This is a genomic window from Arthrobacter sp. FW306-04-A, assembly GCF_044358315.1.
Classification (GTDB): domain Bacteria; phylum Actinomycetota; class Actinomycetes; order Actinomycetales; family Micrococcaceae; genus Arthrobacter.
This window is the reverse complement of record NZ_CP084559.1, coordinates 770,570-790,012: the sequence shown is the minus strand read 5'-3', so window position 1 is coordinate 790,012 and position 19,443 is coordinate 770,570. Positions and strand designations below refer to the sequence as shown.

The 19,443-nt window shown below is 64.2% G+C and carries 18 protein-coding genes; 10 read left to right on the top strand and 8 right to left on the bottom strand.

The genetic code is table 11. The features are described 5' to 3' along the window. Positions 1 to 14: 14 nt before the first annotated feature. The 5 genes from LFT43_RS03735 (at position 15) to LFT43_RS03715 (ending at position 5,717) form a co-directional block, all read left to right on the top strand. Positions 15 to 560 (top strand): Chromate resistance protein ChrB, encoded by a 546-nt coding sequence (locus LFT43_RS03735; protein ID WP_395801213.1) that lies wholly within the window; start codon positions 15 to 17, stop codon positions 558 to 560. Beyond that, positions 557 to 1,738, top strand: coding sequence for an MFS transporter (locus LFT43_RS03730; protein WP_395801212.1), 1,182 nt, complete (start codon positions 557 to 559; stop codon positions 1,736 to 1,738). The genes LFT43_RS03735 and LFT43_RS03730 overlap by 4 nt, the downstream gene beginning before the upstream one ends. 151 nt (positions 1,739 to 1,889) lie before the next feature. Further along, positions 1,890 to 2,960, top strand: a complete 1,071-nt coding sequence (locus LFT43_RS03725) for an iron ABC transporter substrate-binding protein (protein ID WP_395801211.1) — start codon at positions 1,890 to 1,892, stop codon at positions 2,958 to 2,960. A gap of 4 nt (positions 2,961 to 2,964) precedes the next feature. Beyond that, positions 2,965 to 4,566: an ABC transporter permease gene (locus LFT43_RS03720; RefSeq protein WP_395801210.1), complete on the top strand. Its 1,602-nt coding sequence runs from the start codon at positions 2,965 to 2,967 to the stop codon at positions 4,564 to 4,566. Then, positions 4,563 to 5,717, top strand: a complete 1,155-nt coding sequence (locus tag LFT43_RS03715) for an ABC transporter ATP-binding protein (protein WP_395801209.1) — start codon at positions 4,563 to 4,565, stop codon at positions 5,715 to 5,717. The genes LFT43_RS03720 and LFT43_RS03715 overlap by 4 nt, the downstream gene beginning before the upstream one ends. Before the next feature lie 108 nt (positions 5,718 to 5,825). On the opposite strand, the gene LFT43_RS03710 is transcribed toward LFT43_RS03715, so the two are convergent. Next, on the bottom strand, positions 5,826 to 7,055 hold the full coding sequence (locus LFT43_RS03710) for a hypothetical protein (protein ID WP_395801208.1): 1,230 nt from the start codon (positions 7,053 to 7,055) through the stop codon (positions 5,826 to 5,828). A 176-nt stretch (positions 7,056 to 7,231) separates the two neighbouring features. On the opposite strand from LFT43_RS03710, the gene LFT43_RS03705 reads away from it, so the two are divergent. Further along, positions 7,232 to 7,804, top strand: a complete 573-nt coding sequence (locus LFT43_RS03705) for an MOSC domain-containing protein (RefSeq protein WP_395801207.1) — start codon at positions 7,232 to 7,234, stop codon at positions 7,802 to 7,804. An 8-nt stretch (positions 7,805 to 7,812) separates the two neighbouring features. Here the strand turns inward: LFT43_RS03705 and LFT43_RS03700 are convergent, their stop codons facing one another. Continuing rightward, the gene (locus tag LFT43_RS03700) at positions 7,813 to 9,087 is read right to left on the bottom strand and encodes an MFS transporter (protein ID WP_395802874.1); all 1,275 of its coding nucleotides are present in this window, start codon (positions 9,085 to 9,087) and stop codon (positions 7,813 to 7,815) included. A gap of 178 nt (positions 9,088 to 9,265) precedes the next feature. Here LFT43_RS03700 and LFT43_RS03695 point away from each other — a divergent pair, with 178 nt between their 5' ends. Next, complete coding sequence (locus LFT43_RS03695; protein ID WP_395801206.1) at positions 9,266 to 10,870, top strand: HNH endonuclease; 1,605 nt, start codon at positions 9,266 to 9,268, stop codon at positions 10,868 to 10,870. A gap of 76 nt (positions 10,871 to 10,946) precedes the next feature. Here the strand turns inward: LFT43_RS03695 and LFT43_RS03690 are convergent, their stop codons facing one another. The 4 genes from LFT43_RS03690 to LFT43_RS03675 are packed head-to-tail and all read right to left on the bottom strand — an operon-like array spanning position 10,947 to position 14,108. Then, complete coding sequence (locus LFT43_RS03690) at positions 10,947 to 11,960, bottom strand: sensor histidine kinase (protein ID WP_395801205.1); 1,014 nt, start codon at positions 11,958 to 11,960, stop codon at positions 10,947 to 10,949. Further along, positions 11,953 to 12,627 carry a response regulator transcription factor gene (locus LFT43_RS03685; protein ID WP_395801204.1) on the bottom strand — a complete coding sequence of 225 codons (675 nt, stop codon included), beginning with the start codon at positions 12,625 to 12,627 and terminating at the stop codon, positions 11,953 to 11,955. The genes LFT43_RS03690 and LFT43_RS03685 overlap by 8 nt, the downstream gene beginning before the upstream one ends. Positions 12,628 to 12,632: 5 nt before the next feature. Further along, entirely contained in the window at positions 12,633 to 13,286 is a 654-nt protein-coding gene (locus LFT43_RS03680) for a DedA family protein (RefSeq protein ID WP_395801203.1), read from the bottom strand. A gap of 9 nt (positions 13,287 to 13,295) precedes the next feature. Beyond that, the gene (locus tag LFT43_RS03675; RefSeq protein WP_395801202.1) at positions 13,296 to 14,108 is read right to left on the bottom strand and encodes a phosphatase PAP2 family protein; all 813 of its coding nucleotides are present in this window, start codon (positions 14,106 to 14,108) and stop codon (positions 13,296 to 13,298) included. A 172-nt stretch (positions 14,109 to 14,280) separates the two neighbouring features. Here LFT43_RS03675 and LFT43_RS03670 point away from each other — a divergent pair, with 172 nt between their 5' ends. Genes LFT43_RS03670 through LFT43_RS03660 form a run of 3 tightly spaced genes read left to right on the top strand, consistent with a single transcriptional unit; the run spans position 14,281 to position 16,858 of the window. Next, positions 14,281 to 15,066 carry an alpha/beta fold hydrolase gene (locus tag LFT43_RS03670; RefSeq protein ID WP_395801201.1) on the top strand — a complete coding sequence of 262 codons (786 nt, stop codon included), beginning with the start codon at positions 14,281 to 14,283 and terminating at the stop codon, positions 15,064 to 15,066. Then, positions 15,011 to 15,961, top strand: a complete 951-nt coding sequence (locus tag LFT43_RS03665; RefSeq protein ID WP_395801200.1) for a hypothetical protein — start codon at positions 15,011 to 15,013, stop codon at positions 15,959 to 15,961. The genes LFT43_RS03670 and LFT43_RS03665 overlap by 56 nt, the downstream gene beginning before the upstream one ends. A 54-nt stretch (positions 15,962 to 16,015) precedes the next feature. Then, on the top strand, positions 16,016 to 16,858 hold the full coding sequence (locus LFT43_RS03660) for an IclR family transcriptional regulator (RefSeq protein ID WP_395801199.1): 843 nt from the start codon (positions 16,016 to 16,018) through the stop codon (positions 16,856 to 16,858). Between the two features lie 144 nt (positions 16,859 to 17,002). On the opposite strand, the gene LFT43_RS03655 is transcribed toward LFT43_RS03660, so the two are convergent. Next, the gene (locus LFT43_RS03655) at positions 17,003 to 18,484 is read right to left on the bottom strand and encodes a purine-cytosine permease family protein (protein WP_395801198.1); all 1,482 of its coding nucleotides are present in this window, start codon (positions 18,482 to 18,484) and stop codon (positions 17,003 to 17,005) included. A 161-nt stretch (positions 18,485 to 18,645) separates the two neighbouring features. Beyond that, entirely contained in the window at positions 18,646 to 19,407 is a 762-nt protein-coding gene (locus LFT43_RS03650; RefSeq protein ID WP_395801197.1) for a FadR/GntR family transcriptional regulator, read from the bottom strand. Positions 19,408 to 19,443: the final 36 nt, after the last annotated feature.

Sequence of the window (19,443 nt, the reverse complement as noted above, 5' to 3'; positions counted from 1 at the left end):
CAACCGTTACAATCATGAGTGTGCAGAACTTGAGCGATATTTCTTGGCTGATCATGATCGTGCAGGTGCCCGCGGCGCCATCCCGGCACCGAGTTGCTGTCTGGCGGGAGTTGAGGCGATTCGGTGGCGTCCCGGTCGGGCAGGGAACCTGGGCCGCTCCCGACGTTCCGGCTTGCCGGGCCGGCGCAGAGAAAGCACAGGAACTGGCACAGGCTGGCGGGGGTGATCTGATTCTGCTGACCACCAGATCCGGGGACGACGCCGCCAAACTGCGTGACCTCTTCATGGCAGCGCGCGAGGACGAATGGAAGGAGTTTCTGGCAGACTGCGCGAAGTTCACTGGCGAGGTCGCCCGGGAAATCTCCAAGCAGAAATTCACTCTCGCCGAACTCGAAGAGGAAGAACAAAGCCTTGAACGGCTCCGCCGGTGGTCGCGGTCAATTCGGACCCGGGACGTTCTCGGCGGCGCCAGCGCAGCACGCGCCGAAGAGGAGATGGCCACCTGCACCGCAGCCCTGGATGATTTTGCGGGCTATGTCTACCGGCAGGTCCACTCATGAGCCCGGTTCAGTTAAGAACCCGGACTTCCTCCGCACCGCTGTACGCCGCCGGGTTCGTGACAGCGTTCGGCGCCCACAGCATCGCCGCGAGCTTGGGCGCCCAGAGCGCAAACATCGGTCTGAGCCTGATGAGCCTGGGCCTCCTGCTGGCCGCGTACGACGTCTCTGAGGTGTTCCTCAAACCCGTGTTCGGCGCGCTCAGCGACAGAATCGGCACCAAGCCCGTCATCATCGGAGGCCTCCTGGCCTTCGCGGTGCTCTCGATTCCAGGGCTGTGGGGAAGCGAACCGCTCATGCTTGGCGTAGCCCGGCTTGGCCAGGGAGCCGCAGCATCGGCATTCTCTCCGGCGGCGTCAGCCATGGTGGCCCGCGTGGCTGGAGGAAAGAACGCGGGTACCTACTTCGGCCGGTACGGATCCTGGAAGAGCCTGGGCTACGTCATGGGTCCGCTGCTAGGGGCCGGACTGATCCTTGCCGGAGGATTCCCGATGCTCTTTGCGGTGCTGTCGGCGCTTGCGGTTGCGGCGGCCATCTGGGTCTTCGCTCGGGTCCCACACCTGGAGCCTCTCCCGCGCCAGCGCTACACGGTCTTTGACCTTGCGCGCCAAGTCACCGAACGGCGCTTCGTTGTCCCAACTCTCGTACTAGCGGCGTCGACGGCGGCAATGGGGTCAGCGATCGGCTTCCTTCCAGCCCTGGCCTCGCAGCACGGCCTCGGCCCCGTAGCGGGCACCGCAACAGTGAGCGTCCTGGCGATCGCCTCATTGCTTGTGCAGCCCCAGATCGGCAAGATGCGCGACCAACGACGCATCAGTGACACCCACGGCATGACCGCCGGACTCCTACTCACCGCGAGCGGCATAACGCTCCTCGCCCTGGCACCGGGGCCGGTCACCTTGTTTGTTTCGGCGGCGACCATCGGTGCGGGCGTAGGTGCCGCAACACCATTGGGCTTCGCCCATCTGGCCGAGACGACACCACCGGAGCGGATGGGCAGGACTATGGGCTCGGCAGAACTCGGCAGGGAGCTTGGCGACGCCGGAGGCCCGCTGCTCGTCGGAGGCATCTCAACCATCGCCTCCCTGCCCTTTGGCCTCGGAGCACTTGGGCTTCTGATAGCCGCCGCCAGCGTGCCGCGCCTCACCTCAACGCGGGACGCGGAAACCAACAAACATTAGGTCACGTAAACGTTGCGTAATACATGTGATTCCCGTCACGATCAGCTGATCTGGATGGAAATTTAGGTATGGCTAACCTAAAGTTTCAACCTGTGAGCCCGCACTTTCTTCCCCCGGGCTCCCCAGGATTTGCTCGCAGAAAGAAGCCCTCATGAAGATTCGCGCAAATGCGCTAGCCGGCATCGCACTAGCCGCCACCGCAGCCCTCAGCTTGGCCGCCTGCGGCAACGGCACCGCATCCTCCGCAGCCACCGGCCCTGCCTCCGCTGACGCTGGTACTGCCGCAAAAGTGGCGGGCGAAATCACGGTCTACAACGCCCAGCACGACACTCTGACCAAGGAATGGGTGGACGCGTTCACCAAGGAGACCGGCGTCAAGGTCACCATCCGCCAGGGTTCCGACACCGAGCTTTCCAACCAGATCGTCCAGGAAGGCGCGGCATCACCGGCCGACGTTTTCCTCACGGAGAACTCCCCCGCCATGGCCCAGGTTGAGAACGCCGGCCTCTTCGCCGACATCGACAAGGCCACTGTGGACCAGGTCCCGGCTGGGTACCGCCCTTCAACCAACAAGTGGACCGGCATCGCCGCCCGCTCCACCGTTCTGGTCTACGACAAGAACAAGATCAGCGACGACAAGCTGCCCAAGTCCATGTTGGATCTGGCCAAGCCGGAGTGGAAGGGCAGGTGGGCGGCTTCCCCGTCCGGCGCTGACTTCCAGGCCATTGTTGCCGCCCTCCTTGAGCAAAAGGGCGAGGCAGCCACCACCGAGTGGCTCAAGGGCATGAAGGACAACTTCAAGGCGTACAAGGGCAACAGCACCGCCATGAAGGCAGTCAACGCCGGCGAAGTCGACGCCGCACTGATCTACCACTACTACTACTACGGCGACCAGGCCAAGACCGGCGAGAACTCCAAGAACGTCACCCCGTACTTCTTCAAGAACCAGGACCCGGGCGCTTTCCTGTCCGTATCCGGCGGCGGCGTGCTGAAGTCCTCCAAGAACGCTGCCGCTGCGCAGGCCTTCATCAAGTTCATCACCGGCAAGCAGGGCCAGGAAGTCCTCAAGAACGGCACCTCCTTCGAGTACGCCGTTGCTTCCCAGGTGGACTCCAACGCTAAGCTCGTTCCCATCAAGGATCTGCAGGCTCCCACCGTGGACCCGGCCAAATTGAACTCCGCGAAGGTTACCGACCTGATGACCAAGGCAGGACTGCTGTAATTCTGTGACCACTGATCTATCGGCTCCCGCACTTCCAAAGAATTCGGAGAGCACGACGCCGGCGGGCAGGGGCAAGCGCCCCCGCCCGCCTCTCGGCGTTTCCGCAATTTCCCTCCTGGCGGTGCTGATCGCGCTGTTTTCGCTCATCCCGCTGGGTTACGTCGCTTACATGACGGCTGCGACCGGCTGGAACACCGCCGCCGGACTCATCTTCCGGCCGCGCGTCGGCGAGCTGCTCCTGAACACCGTCATGCTCGTGGTCTTCACAGTGCCCATTTGCCTGGTGTTGGGCGTTGGCGGCGCGTGGCTCGTGGAACGCACCAAACTGCGGGGGCATCGCTGGTGGGCCGTGGCCCTGGCAGCCCCGTTGGCCATTCCGGCCTTCGTCAACAGCTATTCGTGGGTATCCGCGGTCCCGTCGCTCGAGGGCATCTGGTCCGGGGTGCTCATTGCCGCGCTGTCATACTTCCCCCTTGTATACATTCCTGCGGCGGCAACGCTGGGGCGCCTTGACCCGGCTATTGAGCAGTCCGCGGAATCCCTTGGCTTGGGACCGTGGGCCGTCTTTTTCCGGGTTGTCCTGCCGCAACTGCGGATCGCGATGACAGGTGGCGCTCTCTTGGTGTCCCTGCACCTGCTTGCCGAATACGGCGCGTTCGCGATGATCCGTTTCGACACGTTCACCACGGCGATCATGACCCAGTTCCAATCCACGTTCAACGGCACTGCCGGCAACATGTTGGCAAGCGTCCTGGTGTTCTTCTGCCTCATCCTGCTCCTGGTGGAAGTCAGGAGCCGCGGCACCGCGCGCTACGCCCGAGTCGGTTCCGGCGCCCAAGCCAAGCCGATCCGGTTGCCGCTTCGCCACTACCAGGTTCCCTCCCAGCTCGCCCTGCTGGCCCTCACGGTGTTGGCCTTCGGATTGCCGATCTGGTTCGTCCTGCGCTGGGTGGTTGCGGGTGGCGCCCGCGTCTGGTCCGCCAACGAGTTCCTTCCGGCGCTGCTCCAAACCCTCGCTTATGGCACCGTAGGCGCCGCGGTGACAATCGTCGTCGGCTTCCCCATGGCGTATCTGGCCGTGCGGCACCCAAGCTGGTTCAGCAAGATGCTGGAGCTCTCCAACTACGTCACGAGCTCCCTGCCCGGCATCGTTGTGGGCCTCGCGTTCGTGACCGTGAGCATCCGGATGTTCCCGGGGATCTACCAGACCTCCGGAGTGCTGATTGCTGCCTATGTGCTGCTGTTCCTGCCCCGCGCCCTGGTCAACATCCGCTCCGGACTGGCCCAGGCTCCCAAGGAACTCGACGAAGCCGCGCAGTCGCTCGGCAAGGCCCCTCTCGTGTCCTTCTTGAAAGTCACCCTGCGGCTCACTGCTCCGGCCGCCGCAGGCGGGGCCGCGCTGGTGTTCCTTGCCATCGTCAATGAGCTGACGGCCACGCTGCTGCTATCCCCCAATGGCACGCACACCTTGGCGACCGAATTCTGGAGCAAGAGCAGCGAGATCGACTACTCGGGCGCGGCGCCCTACGCCCTGCTCATGATCCTGTTGTCCGCCCCCATGACGTACCTGCTTTTCCAACAGTCCAAGAAAGTAGCCGGACAGTGACCGAACAATCCCCCTCAAGGCTTCCGGCACCCCGCGTCGCGGCTTCGGTGGCCCCAACCACCAACACGCACCTGGACATCGCCGAGGTCACCAAGAACTTCGGTTCCCAGGCTGTGCTGAAGGGCGTGAACCTGTCCGTGGCGAAGGGCGGAACCACTGCCATCGTGGGGCCGTCCGGATCCGGCAAGACCACCCTGCTGCGCCTGATCGCCGGTTTTGAACACCCGGCCACCGGCTCCATCAGTCTCAACGGCACCAAGGTGGCCGGGAACGGCGTCTGGTTGCCGGCACACAAGCGCCACATTGGTTATGTTGCCCAGGATGGCGCACTCTTCCCGCACCTTACGGTGGGGCAGAACATCGCCTTCGGGTTGGACAAATCAGCGCTCGACGGCGGCCGGCGCGGTGTGAAGACGCGGGTCCAGGAGCTACTGGAGATGGTTTCCCTCGATGCGGACATGGCCAAAAGGCGGCCCCACCAGCTCTCGGGAGGCCAGCAGCAACGAGTGGCACTTGCCCGCGCCCTTGCCCGTGAGCCGGAACTCATGCTGCTCGATGAGCCGTTCTCCGCCCTCGACGCCGGCCTCCGCGTTGCCACCCGGCGCGCCGTGGCCAACGTTCTGAACGAGGCCGGGGTCACCACCATCCTGGTGACGCACGATCAAGCCGAAGCCCTTTCCTTTGCTGACCAGGTGGCCATCATGCGTGGCGGGAAGCTGGCGCAGATCGGCAATCCGTTCGTGGTGTACACACGTCCCGCCGATCGCGCCACGGCCGAGTTCCTGGGCGACGCCGTCATCCTGAACGCGTGGATGGAAGGCTCCCTGGCCACGTGTTCGCTAGGCGGAATTCCCGTGCGCCGTCCCCCGGCGCAAGGCTTGGTGCAATTGATGCTCCGCCCGGAACAGATCCGGATTGCTCCAGACGGCCCCATCCGTGGCGTCGTGGTGGATACCGACTACTTCGGACCCGAGACCACCGTCCGGATCAAGCTCGCGCCGCGCGCCGCCACGGGCGGCGCAGGCCCGGTCTACCCCGGCGGCGGCGAGGTCATCACCATCCGCCACTGGAACGCTTCGATCACCAGGCCCGGCACGGAACTGTGCCTCCGCGTGGTGGGCGAAGGTGTTGCCTTCCCAGCGGAGGAATAGGTCTGCGGCCTAGGACCCGACCTCCGCGATGGCAATAAAGCTTGACATAGCCAAGGGTGGCCGGTCGCTATGGACGACCGGCCACACTACAGGCAATTGCCGCATGCATTAGAGTCCGGCAACCCCGTTCGGAGTGCCAACGCCCGTGGGCCCATCCCACCCAGTGCCGGCGAGGCACCATTGACTCGTGGGACAGCTGCCCGTGGAGCCCGAGGCGACATCGTTGAATTTGCCGGCGTTTGTGTAAGGGAGGGAGTTGGCCAGCGCCGTGGCGTTGCCAGAGTTCCCGGAAAGCGCGTACATTGCGGCGATCAGGGGTGAGGACAGGCTCGTTCCCCCGTACTGTGCCCACGATGAAGTGGTGCTGCCGCTCGGTGCGTACACCGACAATCCGGTCTGTGGATCTGCGACGGCCGCGACGTCTGCGGAGGCACGCTTGCTGCACCCCGTGCCAAAGGTTGCAGCGGCTGGCAACGCGGCATTGACGCTTGAGCATCCGGATCCCGAGCCGGACCAAGCCGACTCGCCCCACCCACGGGTGCTGGCGTCCTTGACCAACGACGTGCCACCCACCGCCGTGACATAACTCGAGGAAGCGGGGTATGACGAGCCGGTGTACCCGTTGTCACCGGTGGATGCCGTCACTGCGATTCCCGGGTGGTTGTAGTACGCGCCGTAGCTGGAGTCGGATGAATCTCCACCGCCGTAGCTGTTGGAAATCGCGGCGACTCCTGGCTGTTTGGCTGCCGTTGCCACGGCCGTACCAAGATTGGCGATGCTGGCTGTCGTCGCCTGCACCACGAGGATCTTGCAGTCTGGGCACGCTGACGAGACGGCGTCGACGTCAAGGGCGGTTTCGTCGGCCCAACCGGAACTGAACCGGGGAAGCTTGCTCCCGCCGTTTTGGTTCATGATGGTGAGGCAGCCGTTGTTGACCGTGCATGCCGGGAGGCCGAACTGTGAACGGTAAACGCCGAGATCGCGTTCAAGGTTCGGATAGCCGTAGGCGTCCACGATTGCCACGGTGCGGCCGCCGGATTTGAGGCCTGTGATGTTGTAGGCGCTCTGGATATCCGCAGGGGTCTTGCCAGTGGAGGGCGGTGCGCTCGAGGCGGGCATGACTTGTCCGCCAAACGGAAGCGCTTTGGTCGAGCCTGTTGAATCATCGACGTACTTGAGGGCGAAACACGACGCACTACCGGCAGGCACATCGGGGCATGCCATCTCCGCATGCCAATTGGCATGCGGAGATGGTTGGGCAACTGCCGCCGGCGCCGCCGCTGAGAGCGCGCTCAGCAAAAGCAACAAAACCCCGGAAACGCTAAGAATCTTCTTCACGAAACCTCCCTGAGGATCAATAGGATCCGCATTGACAAGACACTCAACGCAGCGCGACAAGCTTTACACCAAACACCTCAATTGTCACCCACGTCACATCTATAACTGCGGTTTCATGAGCCTCCGCGGATCGGGGCTCAGAGCGACGGTCCCCGTGACGGGCATAGCCTTATGGCATGACGCCAAGCTACAGGTACGACGTGGAGATCCTGCATCTGCTCGTGTCTCCGGGGCACGCTTACTTCGGCCGCGCGCGTGATGGTGCCGCTGACGTACCCACCTCCGACGCCGGGCAGGTGGAGATCGTAAATGGCAAAGGCATCGTCGGGGACCGGTTTTTCGGCAAGGCCGCGCACATGGATGCTGCCGTCACCCTGATTGCCATCGAGGCACTGGAAGCCATGGCAGCGGAACTGGGAGTCGCATCTTTCGACCCCCTCCTCACCCGCCGCAATGTGGTCCTCAGGGGAGCCCACTTGGCTCCCCTGCTGGGCGAGGAGTTCGACTTGGAATCCCGTGGCGGCCTAGTGCGGCTGCGGGCGGGGCGGCCCGCCCACCCTTGCGCCTGGATGGAACGGGTCCTCGCTCCGGGAGCGCATGCCGCCATGCGCGGACGCGGCGGCGTGCGCTGCCAACCGCTTTCGGATGGCACATTGCATCGTGGCCCAGCTGTGTTAATTAGCCCGGTACCGCTTGAACCCGAAAAGGCTGGCCAGGCCACGCTTCTCCGGGCTTCACGACTTCCGTAGGGCAATTCCTACGACTGTTGGGGTTCCGCGTCAGACGTGGCGGTGGTGGCGTTGGCCTGATCGGCCAAGGAGCCGCGCCGACGGCTCGCCAGCAGGAACGGCACGGCGATCAACTCGATCACGCCATTGATCGCCAACGAGGTGGAGTAACCGTACACATCGGCTGCCCTACCGAGCAGCGGTTGCACCACAACCCCACCACTCGATCCCATGAGTGAGTCGAAGCTAAGCACTGTTGCCCGCTGCTTCGAGGGGATCATGTCGTTCAAGTAAGCCTGCCGCACCGGGGTACCCGCCGATTCGACAATGGCCCAGAGCGTCAAGAGCACCAGTGCCGCCCAGAACACCTGGGTAATCCCGAGCGCCACCAGAATCACGGCGCCCACCACGCCACTCAGGATCAACACCGTGGTGCGTTTGCGAACCAGGCGCCGGACGCGGGGCGCAATCCAACCGCCGAGCACCTGGGCTCCGGCCACGATCGCCGCTGCGAGGCCTGCCACGGAATACGCGTGTGGGTCTCCGAAGAGCTGAAGCAGGAACGGCTGCAGGGCATAGAACACATAGATCCCGACGCCGGCGCTGAACGGCGCTGCCAGCATCACATAGCGTACGGGTGGATTTTTCAAACCGTTCTCGATCGAGGCGTCCAGGACGGCACGGGTCGCCTGGAGGGGATGAGTGGAGCGTTCGGGGGTGAACCCGACGTCGCGCATGAGCAAGAACGCCACGACAAACATCGCCACTAGCACGCCCACGCGCACCAGGAACGGCACTCCCAGGTTGGTGGCTTGCGCGATCACGCCTCCAGCCACGGAGCCCACCAGCATGGCGACGCCGGCCACCATCTGTCCGCGCCCGAGCACCGTCTCCAATCCGCCTTCATACCCGGTGAATCGCAACGCGTCGACGAGCCAAGCCTCCACCGCACCCGAGAAGAAGGTGAAGCCCAGTCCGAGCAATACCGACACCGCCGCCCACCACCAGAACGGGGCGGAATGCTGCCAGAGCAGATAGTAGAGGTAGGTGGACCCGGCCAGTGTCACCGTGCCAAGCAGGAACGAGACGCGGCGCCCCCAGCCGTCGGCCACCACCCCAGTGGGCACCTCGAACACCACCATTCCGGCGGTGAAGAAGGCGTTCGCCGCGAAGGCCTCGAGGTTGCTGAGCCCGGCGTCCAAAAGGAAGAGGGTGTTGATCCCCCAGATGAACGAGGCCGCAAGCGTATTGCCGAGGGTCAACGTGAGGTACACACTTTGAATCTTTCGGGCGGCGGCGTTCATCGGGGCGCCGTCCCCTCCGGCTTGAGGGGGAAGCACGAGCCCATTCTCGTCCCCTTCGGCGGCGCATGCCAGAGCCCGGCAAGCTGGCCCGCTAGGAAGTCCTGATGATCTTTCGATTCTTTCGACCGGATGGTTGTCCGCCATCATTACTGTCGTACCCCTTTGGGATGCTTTGGTCATGGAAGGCATTCAGGGAGATCGACTGGTCGGAGCGGGCGCGCCATCTGGCCGTGCGGGTCCGGAGACTGTCCCCTGCGTCCGGGTACAGGATCTGATTGACGCCGTGAACTCGCTTCGGCCAGGAGTCGCCAGGGGCACGGCACCGGCCGGCAGAGCGGAATTGCCTGACAGCGCTGAGTTGATTGAGCAGTTGCGTGGTCTTGAGGATTTGAAGTCGGCGATCGCGGGTTTGCAGGCCAGGATCGCCGTCGCGTTCGATGCTGCCCAGCGTAGCGCCGAGGCAGATCTGGGTGTCCCGGTCGCGGACCAGGGACGCGGTGTCGCCGCGCAGGTTGTTTTGGCCCGGCGGGAGTCCGCCCCCCGCGGATCCCGGCTCCTCGGGCTCGCGAAGGCCCTCCTGACGGAAATGCCGCACACCCTGGCCGCCCTGGAATCGGGACAGTTGAACGAGTGGCGCGCGACCCTGCTGGTGAAGGAAACGGCATGCCTGAGCGCCGCGGACCGCTGCGCCGTGGACGAGGAGCTTGCCGCCGACACGGGCGTCTTCGACGGCGCCGGAGACCGGGCCATCATCGCCGCGGCCCGGACCGCGGCCTACCGGCGGGACCCACGCTCCGTCACGCAGCGCGCCAGCCGCGCCGCTGCCGAGCGGCACGTCAGCCTGCGCCCGGCACCTGACACCATGACCTACCTGACCGCGCTTCTTCCGGTCGCGCAGGGCGTGGCCATGCACGCGGCCCTGAGCCGGCACGCCGACACCCTCCGCTCGGTCGGTGACGCCCGGAGCCGGGGCCAGCTCATGGCCGACGCCCTGGTCGAACGCACCACCGGCACCATCGGCGGCATCACCGGGGTGGAAGTCCAGCTCGTCATGACCGACCGCACGCTCTTCCAGGGCGACAGCGAACCGGCCCGCCTGCCCGGGTACGGCGTCGTTCCCGCTGGCTGGGCCCGGGCAATGCTCGCCGGGCACCACCAAGCCGAAGACAGCCAGCCTGGGCAGGGTCAACCCGCCAGGCAGGACCACGCGGAACACGGCCACGCCGCACCGGTCCAGCCCGGGCACCGCCAACGTGAAGAGACGCGGGCCTTCAGGGTCTGGCTCCGGCGACTCTTCACCGCTCCGGGAACCGGTGAGCTTGTCGCCGCGGATTCCCGGGCGCGGCGTTTCCCGGCAGGCATGCGGCGCTTCATCGAAGCACGCGACGATACCTGCCGCACCCCGTACTGCGACGCCCCGATCAAGCATTTCGACCACATCGTCCCGTGGCACGCCGGGGGCACGACGAGCCTGACCAACGGCGCGGGCCTGTGCGAAGCCTGCAACCACACCAAGGAACTCAACGGCTGGAAAGCAAAGACCGGTATTGGGAAGCGGCATGTTTTCGACATCCGCACCCCCACCGGCCACCACTACCAGTCAACAGCCCCACCCCTGCCCGGAACCGGACTGCCGGGAACCGGGCTGGCACGAACCGGACTGGCCAAGACCACTGCGGCACCGCATTCCAAGCGCCACCGACGCAAGTTACGACACCAAGCCAAAGCCCTCAAATATGCCCGCGCCACGGAACTGCAAGCCGCCAAACTGCAGGCTGCCTAAGCAACGAACGGAGATCCAGTCAACGGCGATCTTTGGAAGCTATGCCGGGCGAGGCTGCACGATCCACTGCTGAGCTTCAGCGGATGGAGCCTCCCGCTTTTGGAGCCGCCTCGCTCGGAGCCAGCGGCAGCGTGATCTTCATGACCGTGCCCCGCGGGCCGCTGCGCTCGACCCCCACCGTACCGCCGGCTCCCTTGATGATTTCACGGACCAACGCCAAGCCGATTCCGAAACTGCGCTGGCCGCGTGCGCCCTCCGGGTTGTGTGTCCTCACGAAGCGGTCAAAGATCCTCGTCTGGTCCACTCCCTTTATCCCTGCGCCTGAGTCCGAGACGGTGACCACCGCACGGTTGCCGAGCACCGCCGTCGTGATCCCGACCTGGCCGCCGGCGGGCGTGTGTGCCAGCGCGTTGTCGGCCAAGGCAAGGAGCGCGCGGCGGAATCCATTGCCGTCAATGAGTGCGAAGGGGCGGTCGTTTTCAGTCAACGTGACGCGGACGTCCTTCTCCCCCGCGAGCTGCTGCAAGCTTTCGACGACGGCGGCAGCGACTTTCGCGAGATCGCTCCGCTCTGCGGGGGCATCGGGGGGCGAGCCGGTGGCCGCCACGAGCAATTCGTTGACGATGCCCGTGAGGGTCGCGGTGTCATTGCGGATGCGTGCGAGTGCTTGACCGGTTTTCGTGTCCGGGGCGGTATCGCGTTGGGCAAGCTGGACTCGGGCATCCAGGATGGCGAGGGGTGTGCGCAATTCATGGCTGGCGTCCTGTACGAACCGTCGCTGCAAGGCGAGCGCGTCTCCCAGCGGCCTGATGGCACTCCGCGCGCTGAGCCAGCCAATGCCGCCGGCCAGGAGGATCCCCGCAACGCCGGCAACGATCATGGCCTTCAGGAGGTCCTTGGTATCCACGTAGGCGTAAAAGGAGCCAGTCTCGCCTGATCCGGGGAGTCCTGGCTGCCGCGCCTGGTTGAAAAGGTAGATCGCAGCGGCCGCCAGAAGGCACAACACCAAGACTGCGCAGGCCGCGCTGATCCGCACTGCGATCTTCAAGGAGGCCTTGCGGAGTGTCGCCTGGTCAGGATTCTCAGTCATGGGGATTGCCGATCTGGTAACCGAGGCCGTGGACCGTCCGTATCACCGTTTTGGAGATCTTGCGGCGCAGGTGGTGGACGTAGGTGTCGATCACGCCGGGTTGGTCCGTGGGGTGGAACAGGGCGCTGATGAGGTCTTCACGGGTGAAGACCCGCTCCGGTTCGCCGGCCAGGGTCTCGAGGAGCCCGGCTTCCTTCGCCGTCAGCGTGACCACGGAACCGTACACGGAGCGCACGGACCGGGCACCGGCGTCGAGCTCCCAATCCCCGATTCCCAGAGTTGTGGGCGGCTGGGCGTACGTCCGGGTGAGGGCTCGCAAGCGAGCGGCGAGCTCCATGGCGTCGAACGGTTTGCTCATGTAGTCGTTCGCTCCGGCGTCGAGGCCCAGGATCTTCTCATCGGTGGCGCCGAGCGCGGTGAGGATGAGGATCGGGGTGGCAATTCCCTTGGAGCGAAGGGCCTTGATCAAGGCAATGCCATCCATCACGGGCAGCCCCCGGTCAATGACCATCGCGTCCCAACTCTGGGTCAAGCCGAGATGGAGGCCATCGCGCCCATTGACAGCCAAGCGGACCGAGAAGTCCGGCGCCAGCAGCTCGCTGATGAGCGGGCCCAGGGCGGCATCGTCTTCGACCAGGAGGAGGGCCGGCCGCTCAGCTGTTGTCATGCTGTCTATTCTTCCCCGGCGTGCCCATTCGTGGCGCCTACCTTGACCTTGCGGCGCTTCTTGAGCAACTCGACTCCCCAGGGTAGGACGGAAACCAGAACCATGATGACGGCAATGGCGTCAATGTTGTTTGCGATGAACTCATAGTGTCCCAACCAGGAACCCAGGAGCGTCACGGAGGTTGCCCATATGACGGCACCGGCGATGTTCCACAGGGTGAAGGATTTGTAGTCGTAGCGGGCAATGCCTGCGCTCAGCGGAGCAAATGTCCGCACAATGGGCACGAAGCGGGCCAAGACGATCGCGGGGCCGCCGCGGCGTTTGAAGAATTCCTCGGCCTTGTCCAGATGCGCGGTCTTCAAGACCCGGGCATCGTCCTTGAACCAGCGCCGTCCGAACTTGCGTCCCAGCATGTAGCCGATCTGGTCTCCGGCGATGGCGGCAGCAGCTACGACGGCGATCAGCACCGGGAGTTCAAGTTGAAGTTGCTGGTGCAGCAGCCCGGTAGTGAACAGCAACGAGTCACCAGGCAGGAAGGGGAAAAGGAGACCGGATTCGATGAACACGATCAGCGCTACGACGCCCAACGCTGCGGGGCCCAGACCCTGGAGCAGGGTGGTGGGGTCAAGGAATGCCGGCATGGCAGAAAGAACGTGCATTGGTCCTCCTCAGGATCCATGTGCTTGTGTTGCGGGTGCTTCCGAGGTGGCTGCTTCTGACACGGCGGCTCCTGAAACCACCCCTTCTGACACCGTTCGGTGCGAGAGCCGCTCCAGGATTCGCGGCGCGTACCGGTTCCAGAGCCCGGCCAAGACGATGACTGCGGCGCTGGCGGCCAGGAAAGACGCCACTACGTCGCTGGGGTAGTGGACTCCGATGTAGATCCGGGACCACGCAACCACCACGGCGAGGACCGCCCCGGACCACGCGGTGATGACGCCCCATCGGGTGCCCCGGACCAGGAAGTACATGGCAAACGCGAATGCTACGGCGAAGGCTGTATGGCCGCTGGGAAAGCTGTTGGATCCCGTTTCCGGGGAGAGCGGATCGAAAAGAAGCGCAGGATTGGGCCGGTGCCGGGCAACGATGAGTTTGAATACCTCGCTGGCAGCCCAGCCCGAACATGCGAAGAGGACAAACATGACGGCCCGCACGAAGGACTTGCGAACCAGGAATTGGTACAAGCCGATCGCCACGATCATGCCGACTCCTGCTACAGGGGCGAAGAGAAAGTTCAATACCATGGCCAACGTCGTCAGCCCTGCCACGTGGTGGCGGCTGAGTTCCTGGTCAACGCCAAGTTCGCTGGAGGTCAGGCCCGTTACCGACTGCACGCTAAAGCCAATGGCAAGGACCGCCGCGGCGAGGGCAATGCCCCACAGAAGCCAGTACCTGGGCTGCGGAAGCAACGGCACACTGCCGCGGACGACGGCGGAATCGCGGCCTTCCACGGAAGCTTTCCGATTGACGAATGATGTCATGAGACTCTCCGGTTCGGGGGTGGCGGCCGTTGTGCGGCCTGTTTCCACTCTCGCGCGGGGCGTTTAAGAAGCTCTTAAGAACTGCTCCCTTTGGGTACTTCGCCCCTTGACCCGTGGGTGGCTGAGCACCAGAGTTAGGAACCTACTGTCCGCCAAAATCGAAGGATCTGGGATGTCCGAATTTGCGATCTCGAAAGACGGTACCCGCATCGGGTATGACCGGCACGGCGAGGGACCTGCCGTGATCCTGGTTGGCGGTGCGATGCAATTCAGGGGCTTCGACCCCAACACGGTGGAAATGGCGAAGCTCCTAGCCGCTAAGGGGTTCACGGTCTTGAACTTCGACAGGCGCGGCCGTGGGGAAAGCGCCGACGCTCCGTCATTCACCTTGAAGGACAACATCGACGATCTCGCCACGCTCATCGACATCGCAGGAGGCAAAGCAGCGCTCTTCGGGAGCTCTTCCGGTGGCGCGATTTCTCTGGCAGCGGCTGCAGCCGGCCTACCCGTCACGAAGCTGGCGCTCTGGGAGACTCCCCTGAGCGATGAACTCGGCACCGGCGGGGCCGAGTTCTTCGCCGGGCTGCAGGAACGGATCGCATCCGGCGACAAGGCCAGCACCATCGAGTACTACATGAAAGACATGCCGCCGGAGTGGCTGGCCGGGGCCAAGAACAGTCCAGGATGGCCCATCATGCTCGAATTGGGCCCCAGCCTTTCCGCCGACGCCGAATCACTCGCTTGGACACAGTCCGCGCCAAGGGCCGAACTGTGGTCCGGCGTGACCCAGCCCACCCTGACGATCGTCGGCGAGCAAACCCTACCGATCATGACGGAAGCCGCCGACTCCATCTCGGCCAACATCCCGAGTGCCCGCAAAGCGACAATTCCAGGCGCCAACCATGGCTGGGAACCCGGAGTCATGGCCGACGCGCTGGCTGAGTTCCTCGCCGCTTAGTTCGGCACTGGCTTCCGCAATGGACCTGGCCGGGATCGCCGTCGAACTCTACACACTGGTTCCCTCGGCGTTCACGGCGGCCCGAACTTCGCGGGCCAAGCAGGCGAAATCCAGCGGGGATGCCGAACTGGCGAAACAGATCGCCCAGCTGCCCAAGCCGTCCACGGCGGCGTGGGCGGTCAACATGCTTGTCCGGCACGGCACCAAGGAATTCGCCGGAGTCCTGGAGCTTGGGGCATCGCTTGGGACGGCCCAGGAGCAACAGGACCACGAGCGCTTGCGAACGCTCGGCCAGCAGCGCCCGCGCGTGTTGGCCGCCGCCGTCGAGCAGGCCCGTGCCGTGGCCGAAGGCCTGGGCGTCAAGGTGAGCGGCGCCGCCGCGCTGGAGATCGAGGCCACGTTGAGGGCCGCGATGACGGATCCCGCCGCCGCAGAGGCGATCCGCAGCGGGCAGCTGGTGCGTTCGCTCGCCACAAACGGATTGGAACCCGTGGATCTCTCGGGGGCAGTGGCGGTGCCGGGCGCACCTTCCGCGGTTCACGTCACCAAAGAAGAGCCCGACGACGGCGGGCGGCAGCGCGAACGCGCCGACTCACAACGCGAACGCGAGAAAGCGCAAACTGCATTGCTCGAAGCCCGGCAGAACGCCGACAGGGCCGACATGGAACTCGCCAAGGCCGAGCGCGAAAAAGCCGAGGCCGTGCGCCGGAGCGAGCAGCTCGCCGTCGAGGTCAAAGCGGCCAAAGACAAGCTGGCCTCGTTGCAGCAGGAGCTTGCCGCCACGGAATGGGCAATTACCCTGGCCGAGCGGAATCGGAAACTGGCAACGCGGCTAGCCGGCCGGGAACGCCGGACTGCGGAAACGGCGCAGGCCCGGCTGGAGGCGTTGTCCTAGTAAGACAACCAAAGCGTCCGATATACCGGACAACCGGGGGCGTATTCTTGGACGATGAACAGTCATTCCGTGCGGCCCAAGGCGCCGGCTGCGGCCCAAGTGCTGGCGGTTCTCAGATACGTCGCAGGCCAGGCAGGCCCGGTCAGCGCGTCCATCATTGCGCGCGATGTCGGATTGCCTCGGTCCACCACGTATCAGCTCATCGCGTCCCTGATCGATGACGGCTTTTTGGTCCATCTTCCGGAGGAGCGTAAATATGCCTTGGGGGTGACCGCACATGAGTTGGGGACAGGGTATTCGCGCCAAGCCCCGATCCAGCGAATTGCCCGGTTCCCTCTGTCCCGGCTCGTCGCCCGAACCCGCCGGACTGCCCACCTAGCCGTGATGCATGGGCGCGACGTCGTTTACGTGATCGAGGAGCGGGCGCCGCGGCAACGGCCCCTGGTCACGGACACCGGGGTACGGCTTCCGGCCCATCTGACGGCGAGCGGGCGGGCAATGATGGCCCAGATGGACCCCGCCCAGGTGGCTGCGCTCTTCCCGGGCCCGGAGGCTTTCGCCGTGCGCCACAGCAACGGCCCGCAGTCCTTGCCTGCATTGCAGGATCTCCTGGCGCGGGCACGGTCGCTTGGATATGCATGGGAGCAGGACGAGGTCACGGAGGGGTTTTCCTCCGTGGCGGTCGCTGTACTCGACAGGCAGCGCTATCCGGTGGCCAGCGTGACGTTGACGGTTTCGAACCGGGCGTTTCCTGGCGGAAGCGCCAGGCACCGGGGCAAGGACGCCGAGACCGCCGAGGAAAGGGCAGTCCGCATTGAAGACGTCGCCCGGGAGTGGATTCCGGAAGTGACCAGATGTGCCAGGGAAATTTCCCGCAGGCTGGGCACCCAAGCTTGATCTCGACGTCGTACTTTCCTTGGCGCAGGAGACGCTCACTCACATATATGGACAAAAGCAGGGACGCTCGCTCACCTCAAGTGAGCGAGCGTCCGCCGGAAACACCCCAAAGGTGAGCGGGCGTCTGCGGGAACGGGGCAAAGCCTAAACTGCTGCGGTGTTCGGCGCTGAGCCCGCCAGCGGAACTACTGCCTCCGAGCCGAGTTCCGTCGGGAAGACCATCTCGGCCGGAGCATTGGAATTCCTCTTCGCCAGCGGGTAGAACACCAGCCCTGTGACGACGAGTCCTACAAGCCAGGAGATATCGGCCCCGCCTAGCAGCTCGGTCATCGGGCCGGTGTAGAGGGTCTGTGCCAGGAACGGGATCTGGACAACGATGCCGATCGCGTAGCTGAACAAGGCGGTCTTGTTCCAGCGCCCGTAGCGCCCGTTCGGGTCATACAGGGCCGGAATGTCTACCTTTTCCTTGGAAACCAGGTAGTAGTCCACCAGGTTAATCGAGCTCCAGGGGATGAATACCATCAGCAGGAGAAGGACGAAGTTCTTGAAGTTGGCAATGAAATCAGGCGAAGCCAGCACAGCGATGAGCACTGAGAGACCGATAAACCCGATCACATAGGCAAAGCGGGTCCACGATGCTACCGCCGACTTGCGAGTGAACGCCGTGACCGAGGTAAGCATGGTCATGTAGCCGCCGTAGGCGTTCAGCGTGTTGACGGTCAGCTTTCCGGTCACGATGACAAGGTAGATGATCACCGCGATCAATCCGCCGCCACTCAAATTCCCGAGGAAGGCGACTTGGCCGTCCAGGAACCTCGCACCCTTAGGCAAGGCGAGGGCAGCAAAGAGCGCGCCGAGGGTCATGGACCATTGGGAACCAAGCACCGTGCCGAAGTATGCCGACATGAAGGTCTTGCGTGCAGGCGTGTTGGCGGGCAAATAGCGGGAGTAGTCGGCCACGTACGGACCGTACGTCAGCTGCCATCCGGCGCCGAGGGAAATGGCGAGGAGGAAGGTAGGAAACTCGAAACCGCCGGCTCCCAGTAGGGCGCCGACGTCCTGGGTGAACAACAACCTGATGCCCAGATAGGTGAAGCCAAGGATACCGACGACGGTCGCAATGCGGCCCAACATATGGATGTATTTGTAGCCCAGGGTCGCCACGATGATGGTCAGCACCCCGAAGACGATCATGCCCACGGCCGGGGTACCGGTATGGAGGATAAGGCTGATTGCCTGCCCGGAAAGGACGGTACCGGTTGCTGCGAAGCCGAGGTACATCACGACCACCAGCACCAAGGGAATCACCGCACCGAAGATTCCGAACTGTGCCCGGCTGGAAATCATCTGCGGCAAGCCGAGCTTCGGTCCTTGGGCGGCATGAAGCGCCATGACCCCGCCACCCAAAAGGTTTCCGATCAGGAGACCGATGATCGCCCACAGGGCATCCGCGCCGAAGACTACTGCCAGCGCGCCGTCGACAATGGCCGTAATCTGCATGTTCGCCCCGAACCAGAGCGTGAACTGCTGGCCAGGCGAACCATGGCGCTCATTTTCCGGGACAAAGTCAATGGAGCGGCGCTCAACGCGCGGCCCACCCGTTCCCGTGTTTCCTGTGGCCTGCATGCCTGTTCCTTACTTTGACAACCGAAGTCCGATGTCCCCAACTGAGAATCAATCAGAGCATGCGAAGTGACGGCTATCACCGAAAGGTAGGCATGTTTAGTCCGATATACCGGACGATAAAGAGAGAATTGCCGTCTTGAGCCGTGGCGGCATGAATCAGTTCAGCCCCGGGCGGGACCGGCGTTGCCTGCCAATCCCATAAACATCGTCTTGTGCAACACGTCCACGTGCCGCCGCGAGACCTCCACTGCGCCGCGATCGTCCCGGGCCCGCAGCGCGGTCACGAGCGCTATGTGGTCCTGGTTGGATTTGTGCAGAAGCTCGATCGGGTACGGGATGAAGTAGGCATAGAGTTCCGCCAACGTCTCGTAATAAGCGTCCACTGCCGGGCCCAATCCCGAGGACACGGCGACCAGTTGATGGAACCGCTCGTCGGCCTGGTGATACTCGGACCAATTGGTTGATCCGGCCATTTCATGAGTGAGCCGCTCCAGCTCATCGAGCTGCCCGGCGTCAGCATTGACCACGGCAAAATGCGTGACCGCGCATTCGAACAGCAGCCGCCGGTCCACCAGCCGGTTCACTGCGTGGGATTCGGCGGGCGACGCGGCAAGCTCATCGAGGACGGTCCGCGGCGGTTCGTCAGCGACAAACGTTCCGCCACCGCGTCCGCGGCGGCGGACCACTACACCCTGATCGGCGAGGCTTGCCAAGGCCCTGCGCGCGGTGATCGGACTAACGGAGAGACCCAGCGCGACGTCCTGTTGGTCGGGCAGCCGCTCCCCTGGCTGGAGCAGCCCAAGGGAAATTGCCATGCCGATCCGCAGCCGCACGGCGTCGATTGCGCTCCTGCGGTCGATTCCGAGCAGCGGCGCGGCTCCGATGGGTGATTCGCCGGTGGTGTCTTCAAGCTGGCTGGTCATATCCGCTACTTTACGGGGCAAAATCCACCTTCCCTT